Raw genomic sequence first — 18,741 nt, forward strand, 5'->3', positions numbered from 1 at the left:
TTAAATATATTAAAAAGGATGTAGGTAAATTTGTTTTTGCACAAATCTATCTACATACTCGCTTTTTATATTGATTGTTTCTATGTCTACTTCTATCTAAAGCATATACATATATAAATTACTTATTACGCATATTTTTATTATATAAAAATATACCAGTTCCAATTACTGCAACTCCTAATACTGCAATTACCCAATATGGAATTGTTAAATAATATGAATTCATTTTTATCCCCCTTGCTTTATTTAAATAGATAATAATCCTTAAATACCTCAATCTCAATTTAAACTAAACTAGAAAATCATTTGAAAATTCTAATCTTAAATCTTGATCTTTACAATATCTCCATTTTCTTGCTCTATATCTACTAGATGTAGCCCCTTATGTTCTTTATTTAGGTACTTCAGACCTTGAATAATTACATCTACATCATTAGATCCAAATATATAATCTGCGTTACTATTTTTAAGATGTTTGCTAAAATCTATTTTTATAAATGGCTTAGATACTCGAAGTAAAGTCGTTAGGACACCAATAGGTACTATTAGATTTATATTAACTTTATCCTCTTTGCTTTTTACTGTTATCTTCATATCCAAACACCTATTGTATATCTACTATAACTTTGTCTTTTCCATCTTCTACCTCTACAATTCTTCCAACAAATCCATTATCTATTGCATCCATTAATTTTGCTATATCTATGTTATGTTTTTCTAGTTGGTCACTATACATACTTCCTATTCCACCCATTATTTTTATGAATTCTAATGGTATGTTAATTTTAACAGTACTTCCATCTTGACTCTTGACTCTTACATATAGCATCTTTCCTCTTTTGCCATCATTTTTTATATCAAAGAAATCATCATCTTCAAATTTTTCATCATTAGTAACAACTTCACACTTTTTGTTAGTATCTAATACATCTAATAACCCAATGGCTTCCTCAGCAGTTATTTTTCCTTCTTCAACCATCTTTAAAATTCTCTTTTTATCTTCCATCTTACAACACCCCTTTATATATTTATAATTTCTTTAAAAGATTAACAGCCTCTTCAGAGCTTATTTCCTTATTTTCTAACATATCCATTATTTTTTCTTTTTCTTTCGTTGTATCCTTTTTTATCACTAAACCTAATGCATTGTTAATCTCATCAAGCTTACCTCTTACAGTTGGGTAAGATATGCCGAGTTGTTTTTCAACGTCTTTTATGTTTCCTCTACAAGCTAAAAATACTTCTACAAAATTTAGCTGTTCTTTTGATAATCTATCAAATTTTGAAATTGAAAATTCATTCTCTATAATTGTGTTGCAATGATTGCATTTTAATTTCATAATCTTCATCTCTTCCGTACAAACCGGACACTTAGTTATAACTTTATGCACTTTATCACTTCCTTTAATATCAGTATATTAAATATTTTTAAAAATGTCATTAAAAAATCAATATTTTTAATGATTATATTAAAAATATTGATTTATATAATTGAATATATTGAAATTATTGATTTTAAAATTAATATTTCTTAAGCATATTAAGATAACATGTAATTTTTATAGATTTAGAAATTATCCAAATACATAATAATGTGAATAGGATCCAATTTTGACCACTAAAATAAAAATTAAAAAATTGCATAGTTATTATTATAAATACACTTATTGAGATTATAAAAGTTGTTATATCAAGAGATTTCGCTTTACTTGTATATAAAAAATAATCCATTTGATTGTCTAGATTAGTATCAGGTGGTGAAGATTTATTTTCTATGTAGTTATTAAATAAATCTTCCATTCCTATTCCAAAAAGCATTATTGCACCAAATAAATATGTATAACTATTATTGATTTCACCTATAAATATTAAATATAAAAAAACACTTAATGAAAACATTGCAACGCTACATAAAACTATGCCTAATATATTATGTTTTTTCATTATTTCACCCCTTATATATTTTATAAACTTAAGTTAATCTTAGCATATAAAATTAAAGTTAAATATAAAACACTAGCTATTTATGTTTATACATGCTATAATAATATTTGTAGAAATACAACAAATAATTATCAAGCAAGACTTGATACAGGTTAATAGGAGTTATATCTAATGAATAACGGAATAGTAAAATGGTTTAACAATGAAAAAGGATTTGGTTTCATATCAGTAGAAGATGGAGAAGATGTATTCGTACATTTTTCAGCTATACAAACTGAAGGATTTAAGTCATTAGAAGAAGGTCAAAAAGTAAGCTTTAATATAGTTAAAGGTGCTAGAGGTCCTCAAGCAGAAAACGTAACTGTATTATAATATATATATAAGTTCGTGAAAAAGACACATTTTGTGTCTTTTTTTTATTGTAATTAATTAAGTATATTATTTAAAATATAAATATATATATTTACTTTTCAAACAATAATAATATAAGTTATAATAAAGTATATTATTATTTTATAGGAAGTGTTATATGAGTATACAAGAATATAATGAAGAAAAACCAGCATTAATAAATTCAATAGTATGTGCAATAGATATACTAGGATTTTCACAAATGATACAAGAATCATGTGAACAAGGTTATGGTAATAATTTATTAGCAGAAATAAACTACCTAATAAATAAAAATAAAAGTTGTATAATACCAAATAAATATAGTAAAGGTAGGATAAAAATATTTACTGATAATATGGTAGTGGCATATCCAATATCAGGGGATGCAGAACAAGAGTTAGATGAAATACTTGATAATGTATCAGAATATCAATTTAACTTAGCTTTAGAAGGATTATTTGTAAGGGGCGGAATTAGTACAGGTGATTTCTACATAAATGAAGATATAGTATTTGGACCAGCATTACTTGAGGCACACAATGTAGAAAGTAAATTAGCATGTTACCCAAGGATTGTAATAGATGATAAAACAACTAATCTATTAAAAAAGCATATTAAATACTATGATGTAGCACCTCAGACTGCAAAAGTTCTAATAGATACTGATGGTAGATGGTTCTTAAACTACTTAAATACTATATTTAAATACTATACACAATGTAGTAATGAGTATGAATTTGAAAGAGTTCAATATGCGCTACTATTGAGACATAAAAATAAGCTAGAAGAAATGTTATGCACTCATAGTACTAATATGAGAGTATGGGACAAGTATGTATGGACTGCAAATTATCATAATTATTTTTGCGATATACATTTTAATGGTGAAAAAGATTTAAAAATAGACAAAAAATTATTATTATCTTGGCCTAGAAATATAAAATCAAGAGATTTATAGAAATAAAATATATTATAAATACATGTAAAAAAGGACTTTAATAATAAAGTCCTTTTTTATGTTTTTATGCAAGAGGCTTATTTATTAACTTTTCTATATTTAAGCTCAATTCATTTATGCTATTTGTTAAAGTATCAAGCTTACCTTCAATCCTAATAAGCAAATAAAATGCTATCACTATTGGAAAGCCTAAATTTGCAATATTTTGATATAAATTTTCCAAGCTTTTCATCCCCTCTCACATTTATTTTATATTAAGCTAAATCAAATTCTTGTGTATTAGTTTCAACTACTCTAGCATCAATACAAGCTATTAAATCATCTCCATTGTCAGAGAAGACTTTTTTATCAACTATTGTTTGCATAGCATTTTTGATTTCACCTTGGCTTATATCTTCTCTAGGTTCATCAACTGATATTGAAACCTTTTTACCTAATTCTGTTTTGAAACTCATAACTAATCTCTTTTTAGTTTCCATTTATATTTTCCTCCCTATTTAAAATTAAGCTGATAATACTGTATTATCTACTCTTGAAACCTCTAATAATGAGAACTTAGTGCTATCCATTAGATTAAATATTACCTCTCCAACTTCATAGAGTGCATCATTAGAAGCAGATGGATTAACATTTCCATAAGTTCTTGATTTTACTATTAACTTATCAGTTTCAGGATCTTTGCCTGCTGAAAGTCTTAATTTTAATCCACTTGGATTTTTAGTTGCTACTACAGCCATTTTAAATTCCTCCTTGGTTTTGGTTTATTTAAGATGATAGTAATCTATTATAGAGTGAAAAATATAATAAAAAATTTTGCAAAATTACTTTACTTGATTAGTAAGAGTTTTATTGCAATAAAAAAAAGACACAAAATGTGTCTTCTTACGAACTTATATATATATTATAATACAGTTACGTTTTCTGCTTGAGGACCTCTAGCACCTTTAACTATATCAAAGTTTACTTTTTGTCCTTCTTCTAATGATTTAAAACCATCAGTTTGTATAGCTGAGAAATGTACGAATACGTCATCTCCACCTTCTACTGATATGAAACCAAATCCTTTTTCATTGTTAAACCATTTTACTATTCCGTTATTCATTAAAAATACTCCTGTAACCTATTAATAGGTCTTCTTAAATTTATTTGTGTATTGCTACAAATACTACTATATCACAGATTGCAAATAATAGATAGTCTTTTATTTAAATTATTATTAAATATTATATTATTTACAAAATATTTAGATATTAAAATCTAAATATCCATAGGTTGTTTATTATTAGTAATGATAACAATAAAGTTATTAAGATAGTTCCTATTGCTCCGATTATATTTATGAGTTTTTGTGTGCTAATACTATTTGGAAATATTTTTTCAATTCCTTTATAGATCATTAATCCAAGTATTCCACCTAAGGTATTATTAATTATATCCGTAATATCAGAAGCCCCAACTCCCAGAATAAATTGTAATACTTCACATATTAAACTAATTAAGAAAAATAAGAAAAGTTTTTTTCTAATATCCAAGTCTTTAAATAAAGTTCCTACATAGATACCAAGTGGTATAAAAATCAATACATTCATAATGATCTCACTAAAATGAAGTTTCCCATTTATAATTAAAGATTTACTAAATGGAATTAGATTTACACTTCTAATTCCTACCATATCAGAAAATGGTACTAATTTAATATTAGAAAATGGCGCTAATTTAAATACTATAATCCAAAATAACATAATTAAATAAATTACAAATAATATGTTAGTTAACTTGTTTGCTTTATTATTATATTCCATATTCTTCTCCAATGTATTTACTATAATTTATTAAGCATTTTATTATAAATCTAGTATATTCATTCTGTCTATTTCAGAATTTAACTTTACTCGCTTTTGAGCTATAAAGTAAATACCTAACAATACTAAAGTTGGGATATTAAATAATACAAATGACATTAGATAAGATAAAATATTTCCTAAACCAAAGCCTGTAGATGTACATGTTAAAAGCATTGTAAGCACTGAACCTACTCCACTTAGAGCTGGTAAAATGAATCCTAAGTTTTTATTTTTGTTTATTGAAAGATAAATTTGGGCTGCAATAGCTGCCATTATTAATATAATTATCATTTAATTAAACCTCCTCTTTTACTTTTTTATATTCTGTTATTAAAAATTTAGCTGTTTCAAAATCAACTTTATCATCTAGAGCTAGTTTTTTAATTAATGAAACATATGAATCTGAACTTTGATCTTTTTGTAAATTTATTTTTTGTATTAACTTATCCAATCTTAATCTTACAGTAGGATAAGTAACACCGTATAAGTTAGCTACTTCCTTTAAAGATCCTGAAGCAAGTACAAATTTTTTTATAAAATTTAAATCCTCATCATCTAGATGTTCCATCCAATCTGGTAAATTCCTCATTAAATTCCTCCTATCATTAACATTATCTATGTAAGTAAATATTTCTAATGAATTTATATAACTATCGTTAATTATTTATATACTTTATGGCAATTAACAAAAATAGTATTTGAAAAATAATAAATTCTTTAATATAATTAATATACACTTTAATAATATTAAAGTCAATAATGATAGAATCTTTAATATTATTAAAATAATGAGTGTTTATTTTGATAATATTAATATTTGATTTATCAAATTAGAAATGGAGTAGTGAAGTATCTTGAAAAAAATATACAAAGGTATTTTAGTTATATCAACATTAGTAATAATGATTTGTATAATAAATATCTTAGGAAACAAATTTGTACATACCAAATATAGTGATTTTGACTCATGTGATGCACAAATGTTTGAACATTTATCTAGAATTTACAATACATTTAGTAATCAATATGAAAATCTTTGGAGTTCAAATTATCAAATAAACGATAAGCCAATTATTTTAATAAGGACTAAGAAAGATAAAGGGATCATTAGAAAACATGCATATGCGATTAATGTAAAAGGGATAGAAAATAGTATTTTTGCTAAAAAAGTAGATGTACCAAAAGACTTTAATCTACCGGATGTCTATAGAATAAGTAATTTAGACCCCATATTATACTCTACATTTATGCCATCTAACTTTGGAGTTTTAGATATAGATAAAAATGATACTTTCTATTTTAAATATCATCCTAAAATGATGGAAAATCCAGATTTATACTTTGATTTTGATTCATTTTTCTTGCATGAATCATTCCATACCTATAAACAAAAATATTGGACCTATGATAAAGATGATGGAGAATATATAGAAAATTATCCTAAAAATAAAGAGTATTATGCTTTAGTAGGATTAGAATTTAAACTGTTAGATAAATGTATTGAATCTAAAAATGTTGATAATGTAAAAAAATACTTAGAACAATTAACTACTATAAAAACATATAAATATAAAAAGTGGCCTCAATTACTTGCAGAAACTAATACTGAAGCAATTGAAGGAACAGCAAGGTATATAGAATATAAATATAATAATTTAATTGGTGGTAATTTGAAGATAATCCCAGTGAGTGAAAATCCATATTATGTGACATTTTCATATGTATTTAACTGTGTTGCAGAAGATAAGGTAAATTCATCTTATTTGAAAAGGTCAGCTAAATATGAAACTGGAGCAGCCTTAGGATTAATAATGGATAAAGCTGATATTAACTGGAAAGAAGATATGGAAGATGGTTACAATAAGGATGGAAAGACTCAATATGAGATTTTGAGTAAATACTTTAATATATCACCAGATAATATAGCAATTGATATTGTAAAAGAAATTCAAAATGAAAATAGCTACAATGAACTTTTAAATAAAGGGCAAGCTATAGTTGACATAATAAATAAAAATAGTAATAAGTAATAAAACTTTATTTATTATATTTTAAAGCTACACACCTAAATAATATAGAGATGTGTAGCTTTTTATATTTAAATTCCAATACCTTTTTTTATACACTTACTAGGGCATATTTTAGCACATTCCCCACATCTAATACATTCAAGACTATTAGGGTCTTCATAAACTTTTATATCCATTTTACATTTACTTTGGCAAGCACTACAACTTGTGCATTTAGTTTTATCTATTTCATATTTATAAGAACTAATTTTATTAAATAATGAATAGAATGCTCCTAGAGGACACACATACCTACAAAACGGTCTATATATAAACACAGAAAGTAAAATAATTGATATTAAGATAAACATCTTCCAAGCAAATAGATAGCCAACAGCATCCCTTAAAGACTGATTTGAAAGTACTAATGGTATTCCACCTTCAAGAGTCCCTGCAGGGCATATAAACTCACAGAAGTATGGAGGACTTATTCCAAATTCATTTACCAAGAACATAGGCAATATTATTACAAATAAGATTAATATAATATATTTCAAATACTTAAGTACGTTATTAACTTTCTTAGGAACTTTTATTTTCTTTGAAGGTATTTTATATAATAAATCCTGTATAAACCCAAACGGACATAACCACCCACATATAAATCTCCCAAATATTACTCCAAATAAACTCATAAATCCTAATACGTATAATGAAAAATCATATTTTATAGTACCGATTACCGCCTGTAAAGATCCTATGGGACAAGACCCCATTGCTCCAGGGCAAGAATAGCAATTTAAGCCTGGTACGCAAATACTCTTTACATTTCCTTTATATATATTCCCCTTAAAAAATCCGCTTATATTTGCATTCGTAGCAATAGATGCAATTATTTGAGTTATTGTTCTCTTATCCAATTCCTATACACTCCAGACATATATTTATTGCTTTTTTAAGTACGGTGCTTACCTCATCTCTATATACACCAGTTGAAATAAGCAAAATACTTATTATTAAAATACTGTACCTAATAAAACTCTCTTTTTTTATCATCTTACATATACACATAAGTCCCACACCCTATTAATTTAAATCTTGTAATCTTTTATCAATTTCTTTTTTATATTCAGCTTTGCTAAGTACACCTACTATAAAGTCACCTATTATGTTACCTTCACTATCAACGAAGAATGTAGTAGGAACACCTGATACATCTGTTAATAAACCATTTGTAACATTTTTATCTGGAATTAAATTAGTATATTTAACGCCTTTTTTAGATACTATTTGCCTAGCTAAATCTTCAATATCTTTATCTGGTGTATCTGAAACAAGACCAATTAGATTAACATCATCTTTTTTAACTTCTTCATAAAGTTCTTGAAGTTCTGGCATTTCTTCTATACATGGACCACAGTATGTAGCCCATATATTAACCATTGTAAGTTTGCTATCTTTTAATATAGTGCTATCTATGTCCTTATTATCTAAAGTTTTAGTTTTAAAAGTAAACTTACTATTTTCACTTAACTTTTCTACCTCAGTAACTGGTTTATATACCTTTACAAAGTTTTTAAAGTTTGAAATCTCACTATATACATTTTCATAATCTTTTTTAGATTTTTCAGAGATGTTACTTGTGTTTGGTTTATCATTGTACAGTAAAAAAAACTCTAAATTCCCTTCTTTACCTATTGAATCTTTATTTGTATATTTTGAAAATAATTCTTTTTGAACCTTACCATCTTTCTTGCTTGTATCTATGGTTACTACACGACATAGCTCTTTAAATTCATTAGTTAAATTCATAATTTTTGTAGAAATTTCCTTAATCTTTTCTTTATCCGTTTCTGGAATTTTCTCTGAATCTTTATTTAATTTCTTAGCTTTTTCCATAGTCTCATCAGGTATAAAACTGATAATTAATTGGCCATTTATATTTTCCTCTGGCTCTGTTGCATATGCATCTATACTTTCTTGTTTAGACTTCCATTTATCAGGATAGGTAAATGAAACTCCTAAGTCATCAAACTGTCTTCCTGCAAATTCAATGTTCTTTGATTGTTTTGATTCACTTTTAGAATCATTTAAATCTACAGAAGATTTATCATTTGATTTTATTGATATGCAAACAATCCCCCCCACCATGGCCACACAAACTGTTGCAGCAACTAAGATTTTTGTTAAATTCATTTTCATAAAAATTCTCCTTAAATTTTAATATTTTTATTAAATCACTTTTAGTGCTCTTTTATTCTATAAAAAGAGTTTTAAGAAAAATATAAGTAAACCTTAAGATTTATTAAGTTTTAAATAACTTAAGTTTAATATTTAATCAAAAAAATAGATAATAAAAACTTAAGTACACCTTAAGAAATTATTATCTATTTCATATTTAAAATATCTATAAATATTGTATATAATTATTACTTTTAAATATTATCTAACTTTAATTGAACCTCAAATATTGTACAGTCATAATCACTTGAAACAGAAATATGGCCTTCATGAAGTTCTATAATATTTTTAGTAATAGCTAGTCCTAGACCAGAACCACCATCATTTCTATTTCTAGACTTTTCTACTCTATAAAACCTATCAAATATATGTGGTAGGTCAATTGTTGGTATAGGTTCTCCATAGTTTACAATTTTAACTATAGCTATATTATCTTCTTTTTTAGTTACGATATCAATGTATTTACCTTCTTTTCCATACTTAATAGCATTAGTAATTAAGTTCTCAAAAGCCCTAACTAACTTAATGGCATCAGCTTGTATTATAAGCTTGTCCTCTGAAAATTTTGTTCTACATTCTACGTTTTCATTTTTAAATATATACTCAGACTGAGATGCTATTTGACCCAATAATTCAACTAAATCTATTTGAATGGTATTTAATGTCATAGTATTATTTTGCATTTTAGTAAGATCAAATAGATCATTTATAAGTAAGTTTAAAGTTTTTGCTTTCTCATAAGCTATACTTGTATAATACCTAAGTTGAACTTCATCTTTATATTTATCGTCCTCAATAATGCTTAAGTAGCCTATTATAGATGTTAAAGGTGTTCTAAGATCATGAGAAACGTTAGTAATTAAATCTGTCTTCGTTTGTTGAGCTTTTCTTTCTTCAATTGTGATATTTCTTAATTGAGCGACTATATTATTGATGTTATTGGCTAATTTTTTTATATTACCAGCATCATTTAAATCAATTACGTTATTTAAATTTCCATTTGCCATTTCTTCTACGTTTTCTATTAGAGATATTATATTCTTGCTTTTTTTATACGATATTATAGTGTATATACATAGTGATATTATTGTAAATATAATTACATAAATTAAGTCTCCATTTAAAAGGCTTTTTAGATACATAAAATAGTCAACTGAGTAAGTAATAAAGTCATATTTAGATGTTCTGTATAATGCATCTGCTTTATTATATAAAATATATAACAATCCTGCTGCTAAAGAACAGCTAAAAATAAGGTAAATAATAGGCATAAACATGTATCTTAATATAGGTAAGTTAGCTTTTATCTTATTTTTCAATTTTATAGCCAACCCCCCATACAGTATGGATTATCTTTTGTCCATTCATATGTTTTTCGATTTTATCTCTTATTCTACTAATATGAACCATAACAGTGTTATTAGATTGGTAATATTCTTCTTTCCATATCTTTCTAAAAATAGCTTCGGAACTAAGTACTGAGCCCCTATTAACGGCTAGCATGCATAATATATCAAACTCTCTAGATGTTAAAGGTATCTCTTCTTCATCTACGGTAACTCTATGTTGATTTTTATCTATAGTTAAATTCTCTATGTGAATAAGATTATTTGAATTTTTATCATTATTAAAATAATAAGCTCTTCTTAAAAGGGCTTTTACCCTAACAAGCAACTCTAAAGTATTAAATGGTTTTGTAATATAGTCATCAGCACCAGTCATTATGCCTTGTATTTTATCCATATCCTCTGACTTAGCACTTAACATTAGAATAGGTATATTTAAGTTTCTTCTGATTTTACTGCATACTTCTATTCCGTTTAATCTTGGCATCATTACATCTAATATAATTAACTGAAATTCTTCTTTTTCTAAAATATCAAGAGCATCTTGCCCATCACATGCTTTTACAACACTAAAACCCTCATTAGAAAGGCATATTTCTAAAAGATTTCTTATTTCATTATCATCATCTACAACAAGAATTTTATTTTTCAATTTTAAAGTTACCTCCTGATTAATTTTCTATAAACTCTTCAAATGTTATTTGCTCTTCATAAATCTTTTTAGCAGTTTCTTTCCCTACATACCTTATATGCCAAGGCTCATATGCTACACCTGTTATATCTTCCTTATTTTCAGGATATCTAAGAATAAATCCATAGTTATGTGCATTTTTAGCTAGCCATTGTGCTTCTTCAGTAGACTTAACAAACCATCTATCTTCATTGGTTATATCTATTGCGAATCCTGTTTGGTGCTCGCTTTTACCAGGCTTTGCAACATATCTATCTGCTTCTTTTTTTCCAACAGATCTTATTCTATTATAATATATATTCTTTTGAGAGTCATATGATCTATATGCTGACATTCCTAAAAGCTTTATACCTTCTTGTTCAGCGGATCTAAATAACTCTTCTATAGCCATTGAACTTTCTGATTTCATATACCTTTCTTCCTCATTAGCGCTATCTGCAAAAGGTATATTTGGCTTCACTAGATTGCTAGGCTTATAGTCTGAATCTAATGGATTTTCTTTATTAACTAAAATTAAATTTGGCTCAACCTCTTCAACTTCTTGAATTCCTTTGTCATTTGCAAAGTTAAGACTTAAGTCCTCATATTTATAACTTATAAAAAATGCTGCTATTGATAGTACTCCTACTAATATTATTGATTTAAATTTCATATCTGAATTCTCCTTATCTACTTTTGATAAGATAATTTTAAATTCTAGATATTAATTAATTTATAAGTAAATCTTAAGTTTTATTAAGAAATTATATTATTACTTAGTATACGTACAATAATAAAAATACATAAATAAATTTATAAGCTATAATCTACGCTTTTTATTGATGACAATATTAATTATGAATCTGCCCAAATTCTAATGTCACTGTGCTATAATTAAGGTAAATCAATATCTGTGGTTTAAACTAAATCTTAAAATATTTTTTAATAAACTAGCACTACTACAAGTAGCCATGTAGAGTGTATAGTTTCTTTTTTTGCTCAAATACAATTAAATTTATATATATTACTTTATATTTATATAGGAAAAAGGAAAGTAAGCTTGACAATATATAAATACAACTATACAATTTAATGGAAAGTAACCTTTACATATAAATTTAATTTAATAATAAATGGAAAGTTAACTTTCCTTCGAGAAAAGGAGAGAATGTCTTGAAAAATCGGTTAGAAGAAATTAGAAAGCAAAATAAAGTGACTCAAGAGGAATTAGCATCTGCGCTAGAAGTATCTAGACAGACTATAGGATCTTTAGAAAATGGTAGATATAATCCATCTATACTTTTGGCGTTTAAAATTGCCAGATATTTTGGAATGTCTATTGAAGAAATATTTATTTATGAGGAGGATTAAAAATGAAAACTATAAAGTTATATAAAGAAAAAGTAAAACTTATATTTTTAATACTTAGTACTGTTATTTTTTTTAGTTTAGGTTATATTGTATTGAATGGTGAAAATTACTCATCAGCGTTATTAGGGGTTTCAGCAGCATCTCTTGGACTTTCGTTGTTCCAAATAAAAAGAGTCTGTACTTTTACCAAAAGACCTGAAACTTATACTAATGAACAAATTGAACTTAAAGATGAAAGAAATATAATGTTAGTAGAAAAATCAAAATCATGTGCTTATGATATAGAAACATTTGTTATATTAGGAATAACTGCATATGCTATATATTCAGATAATGTAGGTTTTGTATTAGCAGTACTTGTTTTATGGTCTATTCGTATTTTTTCATTTTTCTATTATTTTTCTAAAAAAAATAATGAGTACTAATAGGTTAAATATACTTAGAAAAAGGGATTTTATACAATATATAGATTAATAGATTGTGCTTAACATTAGCTAGGTTTATTAATTAAATGAAAAGAAAAAATATATTTATTAGGGAGAGAATTATAATGCAAATTAAACAAGATGAGAAGTTCAGCAAACTTTTATTTGTATTTGGTGTAATTATATTATTAATAGGAGTTGTAATTTTAATATTAGGACCATCTAATGATGTTTTGGATAGGATATCAGATTTATGTACTGGATTAGGCTTTGGTTCAATCTGTGGGGGATTAGGAGGCTTATACGGGGTTAGAAAATTGAAAAAAGACCCTGCTAAGTTTAAGCAAATTGAAGTTGAAAGAAAAGATGAAAGAAATAAATTTATAAAATATCAAGCAAAGGCAAAATCAGGAGAAATAATTAATTGGCTGGTTATTATAATTGCTTATGTGTGCATTGCAATGAATTCTCCATCATGGATTACTTTTTCATTGCTAGCAATTTTTATTTCAAAGTATGTATTTGAGATAATTCTATCAAATCAATACTCTAAAAAGTTCTAGATTTGATTATATTTATTAAATTAATTTTAAGATATCTAATAAAAGAGCCTACAACCCTTATATACAGGGTTATAGGCCTTTTTATTAGGATTTAAAAGTTACTTCTGATGACTTATTTCATGTTTTTAATATATTGTTCTTTCATTAATGCATAAATTAAGTGAAGTGACTTTTTATCACCATAATCTCTAATATATTCATCTATAAATTTCATACCAAGCCTTTCTAAAACCTTGATAGAGCTTTTATTTTCAGGAATTACTTGAGCAATAATTTTATCTGTATTAAGTGTAGAGAATGCGTAAGATATACAAGCATTTATACCTTCTGTTGCGTACCCATTTCCCCAATACTCTTGTTTTAATATGTATGCAATTTCAATGTAATCAGTATTTTTTATATTTACTGGGATTATCCCCATTATTCCAATTACTCTGTTGCTGTTCTTTTCTATGGCTATATAATAGCTATATCCATATTTTTCGTATTGTTCCATGATTTTATTTATCCAAGTTTGTACTTCATCATCTGAATAAGTTTGTCCCCATCCAATAAGCATTAAATCTTTGTTTTGAAGAATAGATTTCATTTCTTTATAGTCATTTTGATTTATTTTTCTTAATATTAATCTATCTGTTTCTATAATTTTCATAATTGATTTATCCCCCTTTTATAATGAATTGTATCACTATATGTTTAATTAAAATTTAAAATATATAAAAATAGCCTCTTTAGTATGGATTTATCACTACTTCCATTTATTAAAAAGAGGTTATTTTTACATTCTATAAAGTTTTATAAAAAGCAAATTATATGTATTAATTAGATACAAAACTATTGTAACATTTCAACTTTATTTTACTATGAATGATATTATACCTAAGATTATGCATATGATACCACCTAAAAATTGTCCTATTCCTGATGCTTCTCCATTTATTACTAAGTCAAATACATTTTTACTTATTTTGTTTTTTCCAAATAACATATTATTATTTTTTATAATAAATGTACCCCAAGCAGTTAATATTGATCCGAAAACTATTATTATTACACCTAACATTTTAAATTTCTCCTTTTTCTTTTAATCTAATTATTTATCACTATCTTCAAAGATGAAAACTTCTTCTATCGGTAAATCAAATACCGACGCTATTCTAAATGCAAGTAAAACAGATGGGTTATATGTTTGTTTCTCTAAAGATATAATTGTTCTTGATGAAACATATACTTTATCTGCTAATTCTTGCTGTGTTATACCATACTCTGATCTTAAATCCTTAACTCTATTTTTCATTGACACCACCTAACTATATTATGCGTTCATAATATTTTCTAGATAAAAATTGAATGATGATACCAGCTAAAAGCACTATAAATAAAGCGTTAGTTGCTGGTATTGTAATAAAGTTAGCAACTGACATAGTTATAAATAATACAAATGTTGTAAGTATTAATGTTAGACCTGAGGATTTTCCTTGTATCAGCTCATCTCTTTCATCAAACTCTTTTGAAAGTTCTAAATCAACTTCTTTACGATTTCTCTTATATTTTATATAAGAAACTATACTATAAATTAAAAGTATAGAACCTATTATTACAGCATAATAACCATGCAAGCTATTTATAGATTTATTAAAAAATAATTCTATTGCACCAAATGATATAAAAAATATTGATGTTATGATTTGCAAAATAAACTTATTCATTTTATAATCCTCCTATATAGTGTGAAGTTAAGTTCATATGAAGTTTATTTCACATGAACTTAACTTCATATTATAAAATTTAACAAGAAAAGTCAATAATTTTTATTATTAAATTGAGAAAATATATATTTAGGTAAATATTATTTAATAATATAATTAAATGGATAAACTAAAAAACTGATAAATCATTAAAGACTAAAATTATTATATTTATAATAAAAAACAGCTAGAATTAGTTGTTTACAACACTTCTAGCTATTCCTAATATTATCTAAATTAAATAATTACTATTCTTTATTCTAATTAAAATATTGTACAGCCTCTTTAGGGAGCATCAATAGAGATTCTATTAAAAACTTCATTCCACTTCTCACATCTTTTTGAAAAGCAACCCTACGATCATATCCTTTAACTAAAATATTTCCTATCTTTGAGCCTAAATTCATACTAACCCCCATAAATAAGTTCTTTTATTATAAATTATTATTTTACACTACTTATCTTCATGTATATCATAATTTCACCTTCAGAATTATGATTAAAAATTTCATCAATATTTGAACTTTCTATTCCTTTAATTTCATCACCTATTATATATCCTAGAATAGGTAATTCTTTATTTATTTCCACTTAATTTAGGTTCACTTAAGTAATCTCTAGTTATAAGTGTTTCATTAGTTTCTATATTATTTGAACTACATGATACTATAAAAATTGATGCTATAAGTATACATCCTAACATTAAGAAGTTATGTTTTTTCATATGTACTCCATCCTTTTCTATGTAAATAAATAGCTTTAATTAATTATAATCTATGACATATATAAAGTTATACATTAATACATAATTTCTAAAAAATAAATATAATTATGTCAACCAATATAATTACTATAGCAATATTTATAACTTCTTTTATCTATCTCTTCTCCTATTTATTTATCATTTTCATAAAACTTATATATGGTTTTAAAGTATATTAATTAGCTTTCAAATTACTTAAAACGTCTATTTAGTAAACCGATTTGATAAAAAAATTTAACATAATACTAACGCAACCTTGTATTATCAATATTCTTAGAAAATCATTTATATAAAGTTAAAAAAGTAATCTAGACACATAAATACAGCGAGAGTATAATTGGGAATTATTATTTTGAAAGGAGAAAATGCATATGAAAAAGAAAATCAGTATTGCATCATTATTAGTGGCTTTAGGTATTGTTTATGGCGATATAGGAACATCTCCATTATACGTAGTTAAGTCTCTAATCGGAGTTAATGACGGATTAATAACAAAAGATATAGTTTATGATGGTATATCACTTGTTTTTTGGACTCTGACATTACAGACAACTATTAAGTATGTAATTCTTACCTTACAAGCAGATAATAAAGGTGAAGGTGGTATATTTTCATTATATACTTTGTTAAGGAAAAGAGGAAAATGGTTAATAATACCGGCTGTAATAGGAGGAGCTAGCTTATTAGCAGATGGTATGATAACACCTCCAATCACAGTTACCACAGCTATTGAAGGATTGAGTTTAGTAGTAGACCTAAAACAGGCAACTACTGTTTCTATCGTAGTAATAATTTTAACATTTTTATTTTTACTACAAAGATTTGGAACTGATTTTATAGGTAAAATATTTGGACCTATGATGTTTATCTGGTTTACAATGTTAGCTATATTAGGAGTTTCGCAAATTGTGCATTATAAAGAAATTTTCGCAGCTATAAATCCATACTATGGAATAAAATTATTTTTAAATTCTCCAAAGAGTGTTTATCTCTTAGGTGCAGTATTCCTTTGCACAACAGGAGCAGAGGCACTATATTCAGACTTAGGTCATTGTGGAAGAAAAAACATACATTATACATGGATATACGTTAAAACGTGTCTATTATTAAACTACTTTGGTCAAGGTGCATACTTAATGACAAGAGAAGGACAAGTTATTAAGGAAAATCCATTTTTCCTGATTATGCCAGATTGGTTTGTTTTACCAGGAATAATTATAGCAACCGCAGCCGCTATAATTGCATCACAAGCATTAATATCAGGATCGTTTACATTAGTATCAGAGGCTATAAAATTAAATATTTTCCCAAAACTTCAAGTTAGATTTCCAAATGAAGATAAAGGAAAATTATATGTACCATTTATAAATTGGATATTATATATTGGGTGTGTCATACTAGTAGTTAGTTTCAAAGAGTCTAGCAATATGGAAGCAGCATATGGACTTGCTATAACTATTACAATGTTAATGACCACTATTTTATTATCACAATATATAAAATTCAATAAAAATAAACCGATTTTATCTAAAGTCATATTAATTGTATTTGGAACAATAGAAATAAGTTTCCTTTATGCTAACTTATTTAAATTCACACATGGTGGATATATGACAATACTAATTTCAAGTATGTTAGTATTTTTAATGTATATATGGATGCAAGGTACTAAAATAAAACAAAGATACACTCAATGGGTTAAACTATCTGACTATAAAGAGCAATTAAGATCTTTAAAAGAAGATTCTACAGTACCATTATTCTGTACTAACTTAGTATACTTATCAGATGCAAAAATAGATGGAGATATAGAGAGTAAGATAATATACTCTATATTTAATAAACAGCCTAAGAAAGCAAAATATTATTGGTTTGTAAATATAAAAGTAACTGATGAACCTTATACAAAAGAGTATAGTGTAGAAACAATAGTACCTAATGAAGCATATGTAATTAATTTTAGATTAGGATTTAGGGTAGATCAGAAAATTAATGAATTTTTATCTCAAATAATTCAAGACTTAATACAAAATAAAGAAATTGAAATATCTCCTAAAAAGTACTGGATGAACTATGAAAATAGAGTAACAGTAGGTGATTTTAAATTTGTAATGCTAGAAGAAACTTTACCTAATAATACAAATTTATCTAAGTGGGATAACTTCATAATAAGTGTTAAGTTATTGATAAAGCATTTTACAATTTCGCAAGCTAAATGGTATGGAATTGATACTAGTGTAATAAGTGTTGAAAAAGTACCAGTTATTATTGGAAGTTATTCAAATGAAAAGTTAAAAAGAATAAGTTAAAGTATCTTTTGATACGTATCGAAGAGAAACTAGAAAATTTAAGTATAAATTCTTTAAGTTCAAATATTAATAAATTGAATAGTAAAATATAAAAAAGCTACATATCTAAAATGTGATATGCTCCCTTTATAGTATACAGTTAAAATAATAAAACTGT

General features: G+C 25.8%; 31 protein-coding genes. 7 read left to right on the forward strand and 24 right to left on the reverse strand.

The window, feature by feature from the left end:
- Window positions 1–321: 321 nt before the first annotated feature.
- The 4 genes from BLP75_RS15890 to BLP75_RS15905 all read right to left on the reverse strand — a co-directional run bounded on the left by BLP75_RS15890 (window position 322) and on the right by BLP75_RS15905 (window position 1,944).
- Window positions 322–594 (reverse strand): hypothetical protein, encoded by a 273-nt coding sequence (locus tag BLP75_RS15890; protein WP_092727524.1) that lies wholly within the window; start codon window positions 592–594, stop codon window positions 322–324.
- A gap of 10 nt (window positions 595–604) precedes the next feature.
- Complete coding sequence (locus tag BLP75_RS15895) at window positions 605–1,006, reverse strand: SHOCT-like domain-containing protein (protein WP_092727525.1); 402 nt, start codon at window positions 1,004–1,006, stop codon at window positions 605–607.
- A 22-nt stretch (window positions 1,007–1,028) separates the two neighbouring features.
- A complete protein-coding gene (locus BLP75_RS15900) occupies window positions 1,029–1,391 on the reverse strand; it encodes a DUF2089 domain-containing protein (protein ID WP_092727526.1) in 363 nt (120 codons plus the stop codon).
- Between the two features lie 130 nt (window positions 1,392–1,521).
- A complete protein-coding gene (locus BLP75_RS15905) occupies window positions 1,522–1,944 on the reverse strand; it encodes a hypothetical protein (RefSeq protein ID WP_092727527.1) in 423 nt (140 codons plus the stop codon).
- A gap of 171 nt (window positions 1,945–2,115) precedes the next feature.
- Between BLP75_RS15905 and BLP75_RS15910 the strand changes: the two genes are divergently transcribed.
- Complete coding sequence (locus tag BLP75_RS15910) at window positions 2,116–2,316, forward strand: cold-shock protein (protein ID WP_092727528.1); 201 nt, start codon at window positions 2,116–2,118, stop codon at window positions 2,314–2,316.
- A 157-nt stretch (window positions 2,317–2,473) separates the two neighbouring features.
- Complete coding sequence (locus BLP75_RS15915; RefSeq protein ID WP_092727529.1) at window positions 2,474–3,295, forward strand: hypothetical protein; 822 nt, start codon at window positions 2,474–2,476, stop codon at window positions 3,293–3,295.
- A 64-nt stretch (window positions 3,296–3,359) separates the two neighbouring features.
- Here the strand turns inward: BLP75_RS15915 and BLP75_RS15920 are convergent, their stop codons facing one another.
- The 7 genes from BLP75_RS15920 to BLP75_RS15950 form a co-directional block, all read right to left on the reverse strand.
- Complete coding sequence (locus BLP75_RS15920; protein ID WP_092727530.1) at window positions 3,360–3,518, reverse strand: YvrJ family protein; 159 nt, start codon at window positions 3,516–3,518, stop codon at window positions 3,360–3,362.
- Window positions 3,519–3,549: 31 nt separating this feature from the next.
- Window positions 3,550–3,774: a DUF2922 domain-containing protein gene (locus tag BLP75_RS15925; RefSeq protein WP_092727531.1), complete on the reverse strand. Its 225-nt coding sequence runs from the start codon at window positions 3,772–3,774 to the stop codon at window positions 3,550–3,552.
- A 24-nt stretch (window positions 3,775–3,798) separates the two neighbouring features.
- On the reverse strand, window positions 3,799–4,032 hold the full coding sequence (locus BLP75_RS15930; protein WP_092727532.1) for a DUF1659 domain-containing protein: 234 nt from the start codon (window positions 4,030–4,032) through the stop codon (window positions 3,799–3,801).
- A gap of 164 nt (window positions 4,033–4,196) precedes the next feature.
- The gene (locus BLP75_RS15935) at window positions 4,197–4,397 is read right to left on the reverse strand and encodes a cold-shock protein (protein WP_092727533.1); all 201 of its coding nucleotides are present in this window, start codon (window positions 4,395–4,397) and stop codon (window positions 4,197–4,199) included.
- A gap of 148 nt (window positions 4,398–4,545) precedes the next feature.
- Window positions 4,546–5,097: a VanZ family protein gene (locus BLP75_RS15940; protein WP_092727534.1), complete on the reverse strand. Its 552-nt coding sequence runs from the start codon at window positions 5,095–5,097 to the stop codon at window positions 4,546–4,548.
- A 42-nt stretch (window positions 5,098–5,139) separates the two neighbouring features.
- A complete protein-coding gene (locus BLP75_RS15945) occupies window positions 5,140–5,430 on the reverse strand; it encodes a hypothetical protein (protein WP_092727535.1) in 291 nt (96 codons plus the stop codon).
- A gap of 4 nt (window positions 5,431–5,434) precedes the next feature.
- Entirely contained in the window at window positions 5,435–5,728 is a 294-nt protein-coding gene (locus BLP75_RS15950) for a DUF2089 family protein (protein WP_092727536.1), read from the reverse strand.
- Between the two features lie 265 nt (window positions 5,729–5,993).
- Here BLP75_RS15950 and BLP75_RS15955 point away from each other — a divergent pair, with 265 nt between their 5' ends.
- Entirely contained in the window at window positions 5,994–7,169 is a 1,176-nt protein-coding gene (locus BLP75_RS15955) for a hypothetical protein (RefSeq protein WP_207645440.1), read from the forward strand.
- 68 nt (window positions 7,170–7,237) lie between these two features.
- Here the strand turns inward: BLP75_RS15955 and BLP75_RS15960 are convergent, their stop codons facing one another.
- The 6 genes from BLP75_RS15960 to BLP75_RS15985 form a co-directional block, all read right to left on the reverse strand.
- A complete protein-coding gene (locus tag BLP75_RS15960) occupies window positions 7,238–8,068 on the reverse strand; it encodes a 4Fe-4S binding protein (protein ID WP_092727537.1) in 831 nt (276 codons plus the stop codon).
- Window positions 8,061–8,219, reverse strand: coding sequence for a CD1871A family CXXC motif-containing protein (locus BLP75_RS18615; protein ID WP_425262139.1), 159 nt, complete (start codon window positions 8,217–8,219; stop codon window positions 8,061–8,063). The genes BLP75_RS15960 and BLP75_RS18615 overlap by 8 nt, the downstream gene beginning before the upstream one ends.
- Window positions 8,220–8,234: 15 nt before the next feature.
- Window positions 8,235–9,350, reverse strand: coding sequence for a redoxin domain-containing protein (locus BLP75_RS15970; protein WP_092727538.1), 1,116 nt, complete (start codon window positions 9,348–9,350; stop codon window positions 8,235–8,237).
- Window positions 9,351–9,583: 233 nt separating this feature from the next.
- A complete protein-coding gene (locus tag BLP75_RS15975) occupies window positions 9,584–10,708 on the reverse strand; it encodes a sensor histidine kinase (RefSeq protein WP_330385834.1) in 1,125 nt (374 codons plus the stop codon).
- The gene (locus BLP75_RS15980) at window positions 10,698–11,387 is read right to left on the reverse strand and encodes a response regulator transcription factor (RefSeq protein WP_092727539.1); all 690 of its coding nucleotides are present in this window, start codon (window positions 11,385–11,387) and stop codon (window positions 10,698–10,700) included. The genes BLP75_RS15975 and BLP75_RS15980 overlap by 11 nt, the downstream gene beginning before the upstream one ends.
- A gap of 19 nt (window positions 11,388–11,406) precedes the next feature.
- Entirely contained in the window at window positions 11,407–12,078 is a 672-nt protein-coding gene (locus BLP75_RS15985) for a M15 family metallopeptidase (RefSeq protein ID WP_092727540.1), read from the reverse strand.
- A 500-nt stretch (window positions 12,079–12,578) separates the two neighbouring features.
- Here BLP75_RS15985 and BLP75_RS15990 point away from each other — a divergent pair, with 500 nt between their 5' ends.
- From BLP75_RS15990 to BLP75_RS16000, 3 genes are all read left to right on the forward strand, one after another.
- The gene (locus tag BLP75_RS15990) at window positions 12,579–12,776 is read left to right on the forward strand and encodes a helix-turn-helix transcriptional regulator (RefSeq protein ID WP_092727541.1); all 198 of its coding nucleotides are present in this window, start codon (window positions 12,579–12,581) and stop codon (window positions 12,774–12,776) included.
- A gap of 2 nt (window positions 12,777–12,778) precedes the next feature.
- Entirely contained in the window at window positions 12,779–13,201 is a 423-nt protein-coding gene (locus BLP75_RS15995) for a hypothetical protein (RefSeq protein WP_092727542.1), read from the forward strand.
- 125 nt (window positions 13,202–13,326) lie between these two features.
- Window positions 13,327–13,764 carry a hypothetical protein gene (locus BLP75_RS16000; RefSeq protein WP_092727543.1) on the forward strand — a complete coding sequence of 146 codons (438 nt, stop codon included), beginning with the start codon at window positions 13,327–13,329 and terminating at the stop codon, window positions 13,762–13,764.
- Window positions 13,765–13,876: 112 nt separating this feature from the next.
- Here the strand turns inward: BLP75_RS16000 and BLP75_RS16005 are convergent, their stop codons facing one another.
- From BLP75_RS16005 to BLP75_RS18225, 7 genes are all read right to left on the reverse strand, one after another.
- The gene (locus BLP75_RS16005) at window positions 13,877–14,416 is read right to left on the reverse strand and encodes a GNAT family N-acetyltransferase (protein WP_092727544.1); all 540 of its coding nucleotides are present in this window, start codon (window positions 14,414–14,416) and stop codon (window positions 13,877–13,879) included.
- Window positions 14,417–14,617: 201 nt separating this feature from the next.
- A complete protein-coding gene (locus BLP75_RS16010) occupies window positions 14,618–14,827 on the reverse strand; it encodes a hypothetical protein (protein ID WP_092727545.1) in 210 nt (69 codons plus the stop codon).
- Window positions 14,828–14,857: 30 nt separating this feature from the next.
- A complete protein-coding gene (locus BLP75_RS16015) occupies window positions 14,858–15,061 on the reverse strand; it encodes a helix-turn-helix transcriptional regulator (RefSeq protein WP_092727546.1) in 204 nt (67 codons plus the stop codon).
- A gap of 13 nt (window positions 15,062–15,074) precedes the next feature.
- Entirely contained in the window at window positions 15,075–15,473 is a 399-nt protein-coding gene (locus tag BLP75_RS16020; protein ID WP_092727547.1) for a DUF2178 domain-containing protein, read from the reverse strand.
- A gap of 299 nt (window positions 15,474–15,772) precedes the next feature.
- Entirely contained in the window at window positions 15,773–15,919 is a 147-nt protein-coding gene (locus BLP75_RS18215) for a hypothetical protein (protein ID WP_170139259.1), read from the reverse strand.
- Between the two features lie 37 nt (window positions 15,920–15,956).
- A complete protein-coding gene (locus BLP75_RS18220) occupies window positions 15,957–16,103 on the reverse strand; it encodes a hypothetical protein (RefSeq protein WP_170139258.1) in 147 nt (48 codons plus the stop codon).
- Window positions 16,090–16,236 carry a hypothetical protein gene (locus BLP75_RS18225; protein ID WP_170139257.1) on the reverse strand — a complete coding sequence of 49 codons (147 nt, stop codon included), beginning with the start codon at window positions 16,234–16,236 and terminating at the stop codon, window positions 16,090–16,092. Before BLP75_RS18225 ends, BLP75_RS18220 begins: the two co-directional genes overlap by 14 nt.
- 410 nt (window positions 16,237–16,646) lie before the next feature.
- Here BLP75_RS18225 and BLP75_RS16025 point away from each other — a divergent pair, with 410 nt between their 5' ends.
- Window positions 16,647–18,584: a KUP/HAK/KT family potassium transporter gene (locus BLP75_RS16025; protein WP_092727548.1), complete on the forward strand. Its 1,938-nt coding sequence runs from the start codon at window positions 16,647–16,649 to the stop codon at window positions 18,582–18,584.
- Window positions 18,585–18,741: the final 157 nt, after the last annotated feature.

It is taken from the genome of Romboutsia lituseburensis DSM 797 (assembly GCF_900103615.1).
Classification (GTDB): domain Bacteria; phylum Bacillota; class Clostridia; order Peptostreptococcales; family Peptostreptococcaceae; genus Romboutsia_F; species Romboutsia_F lituseburensis.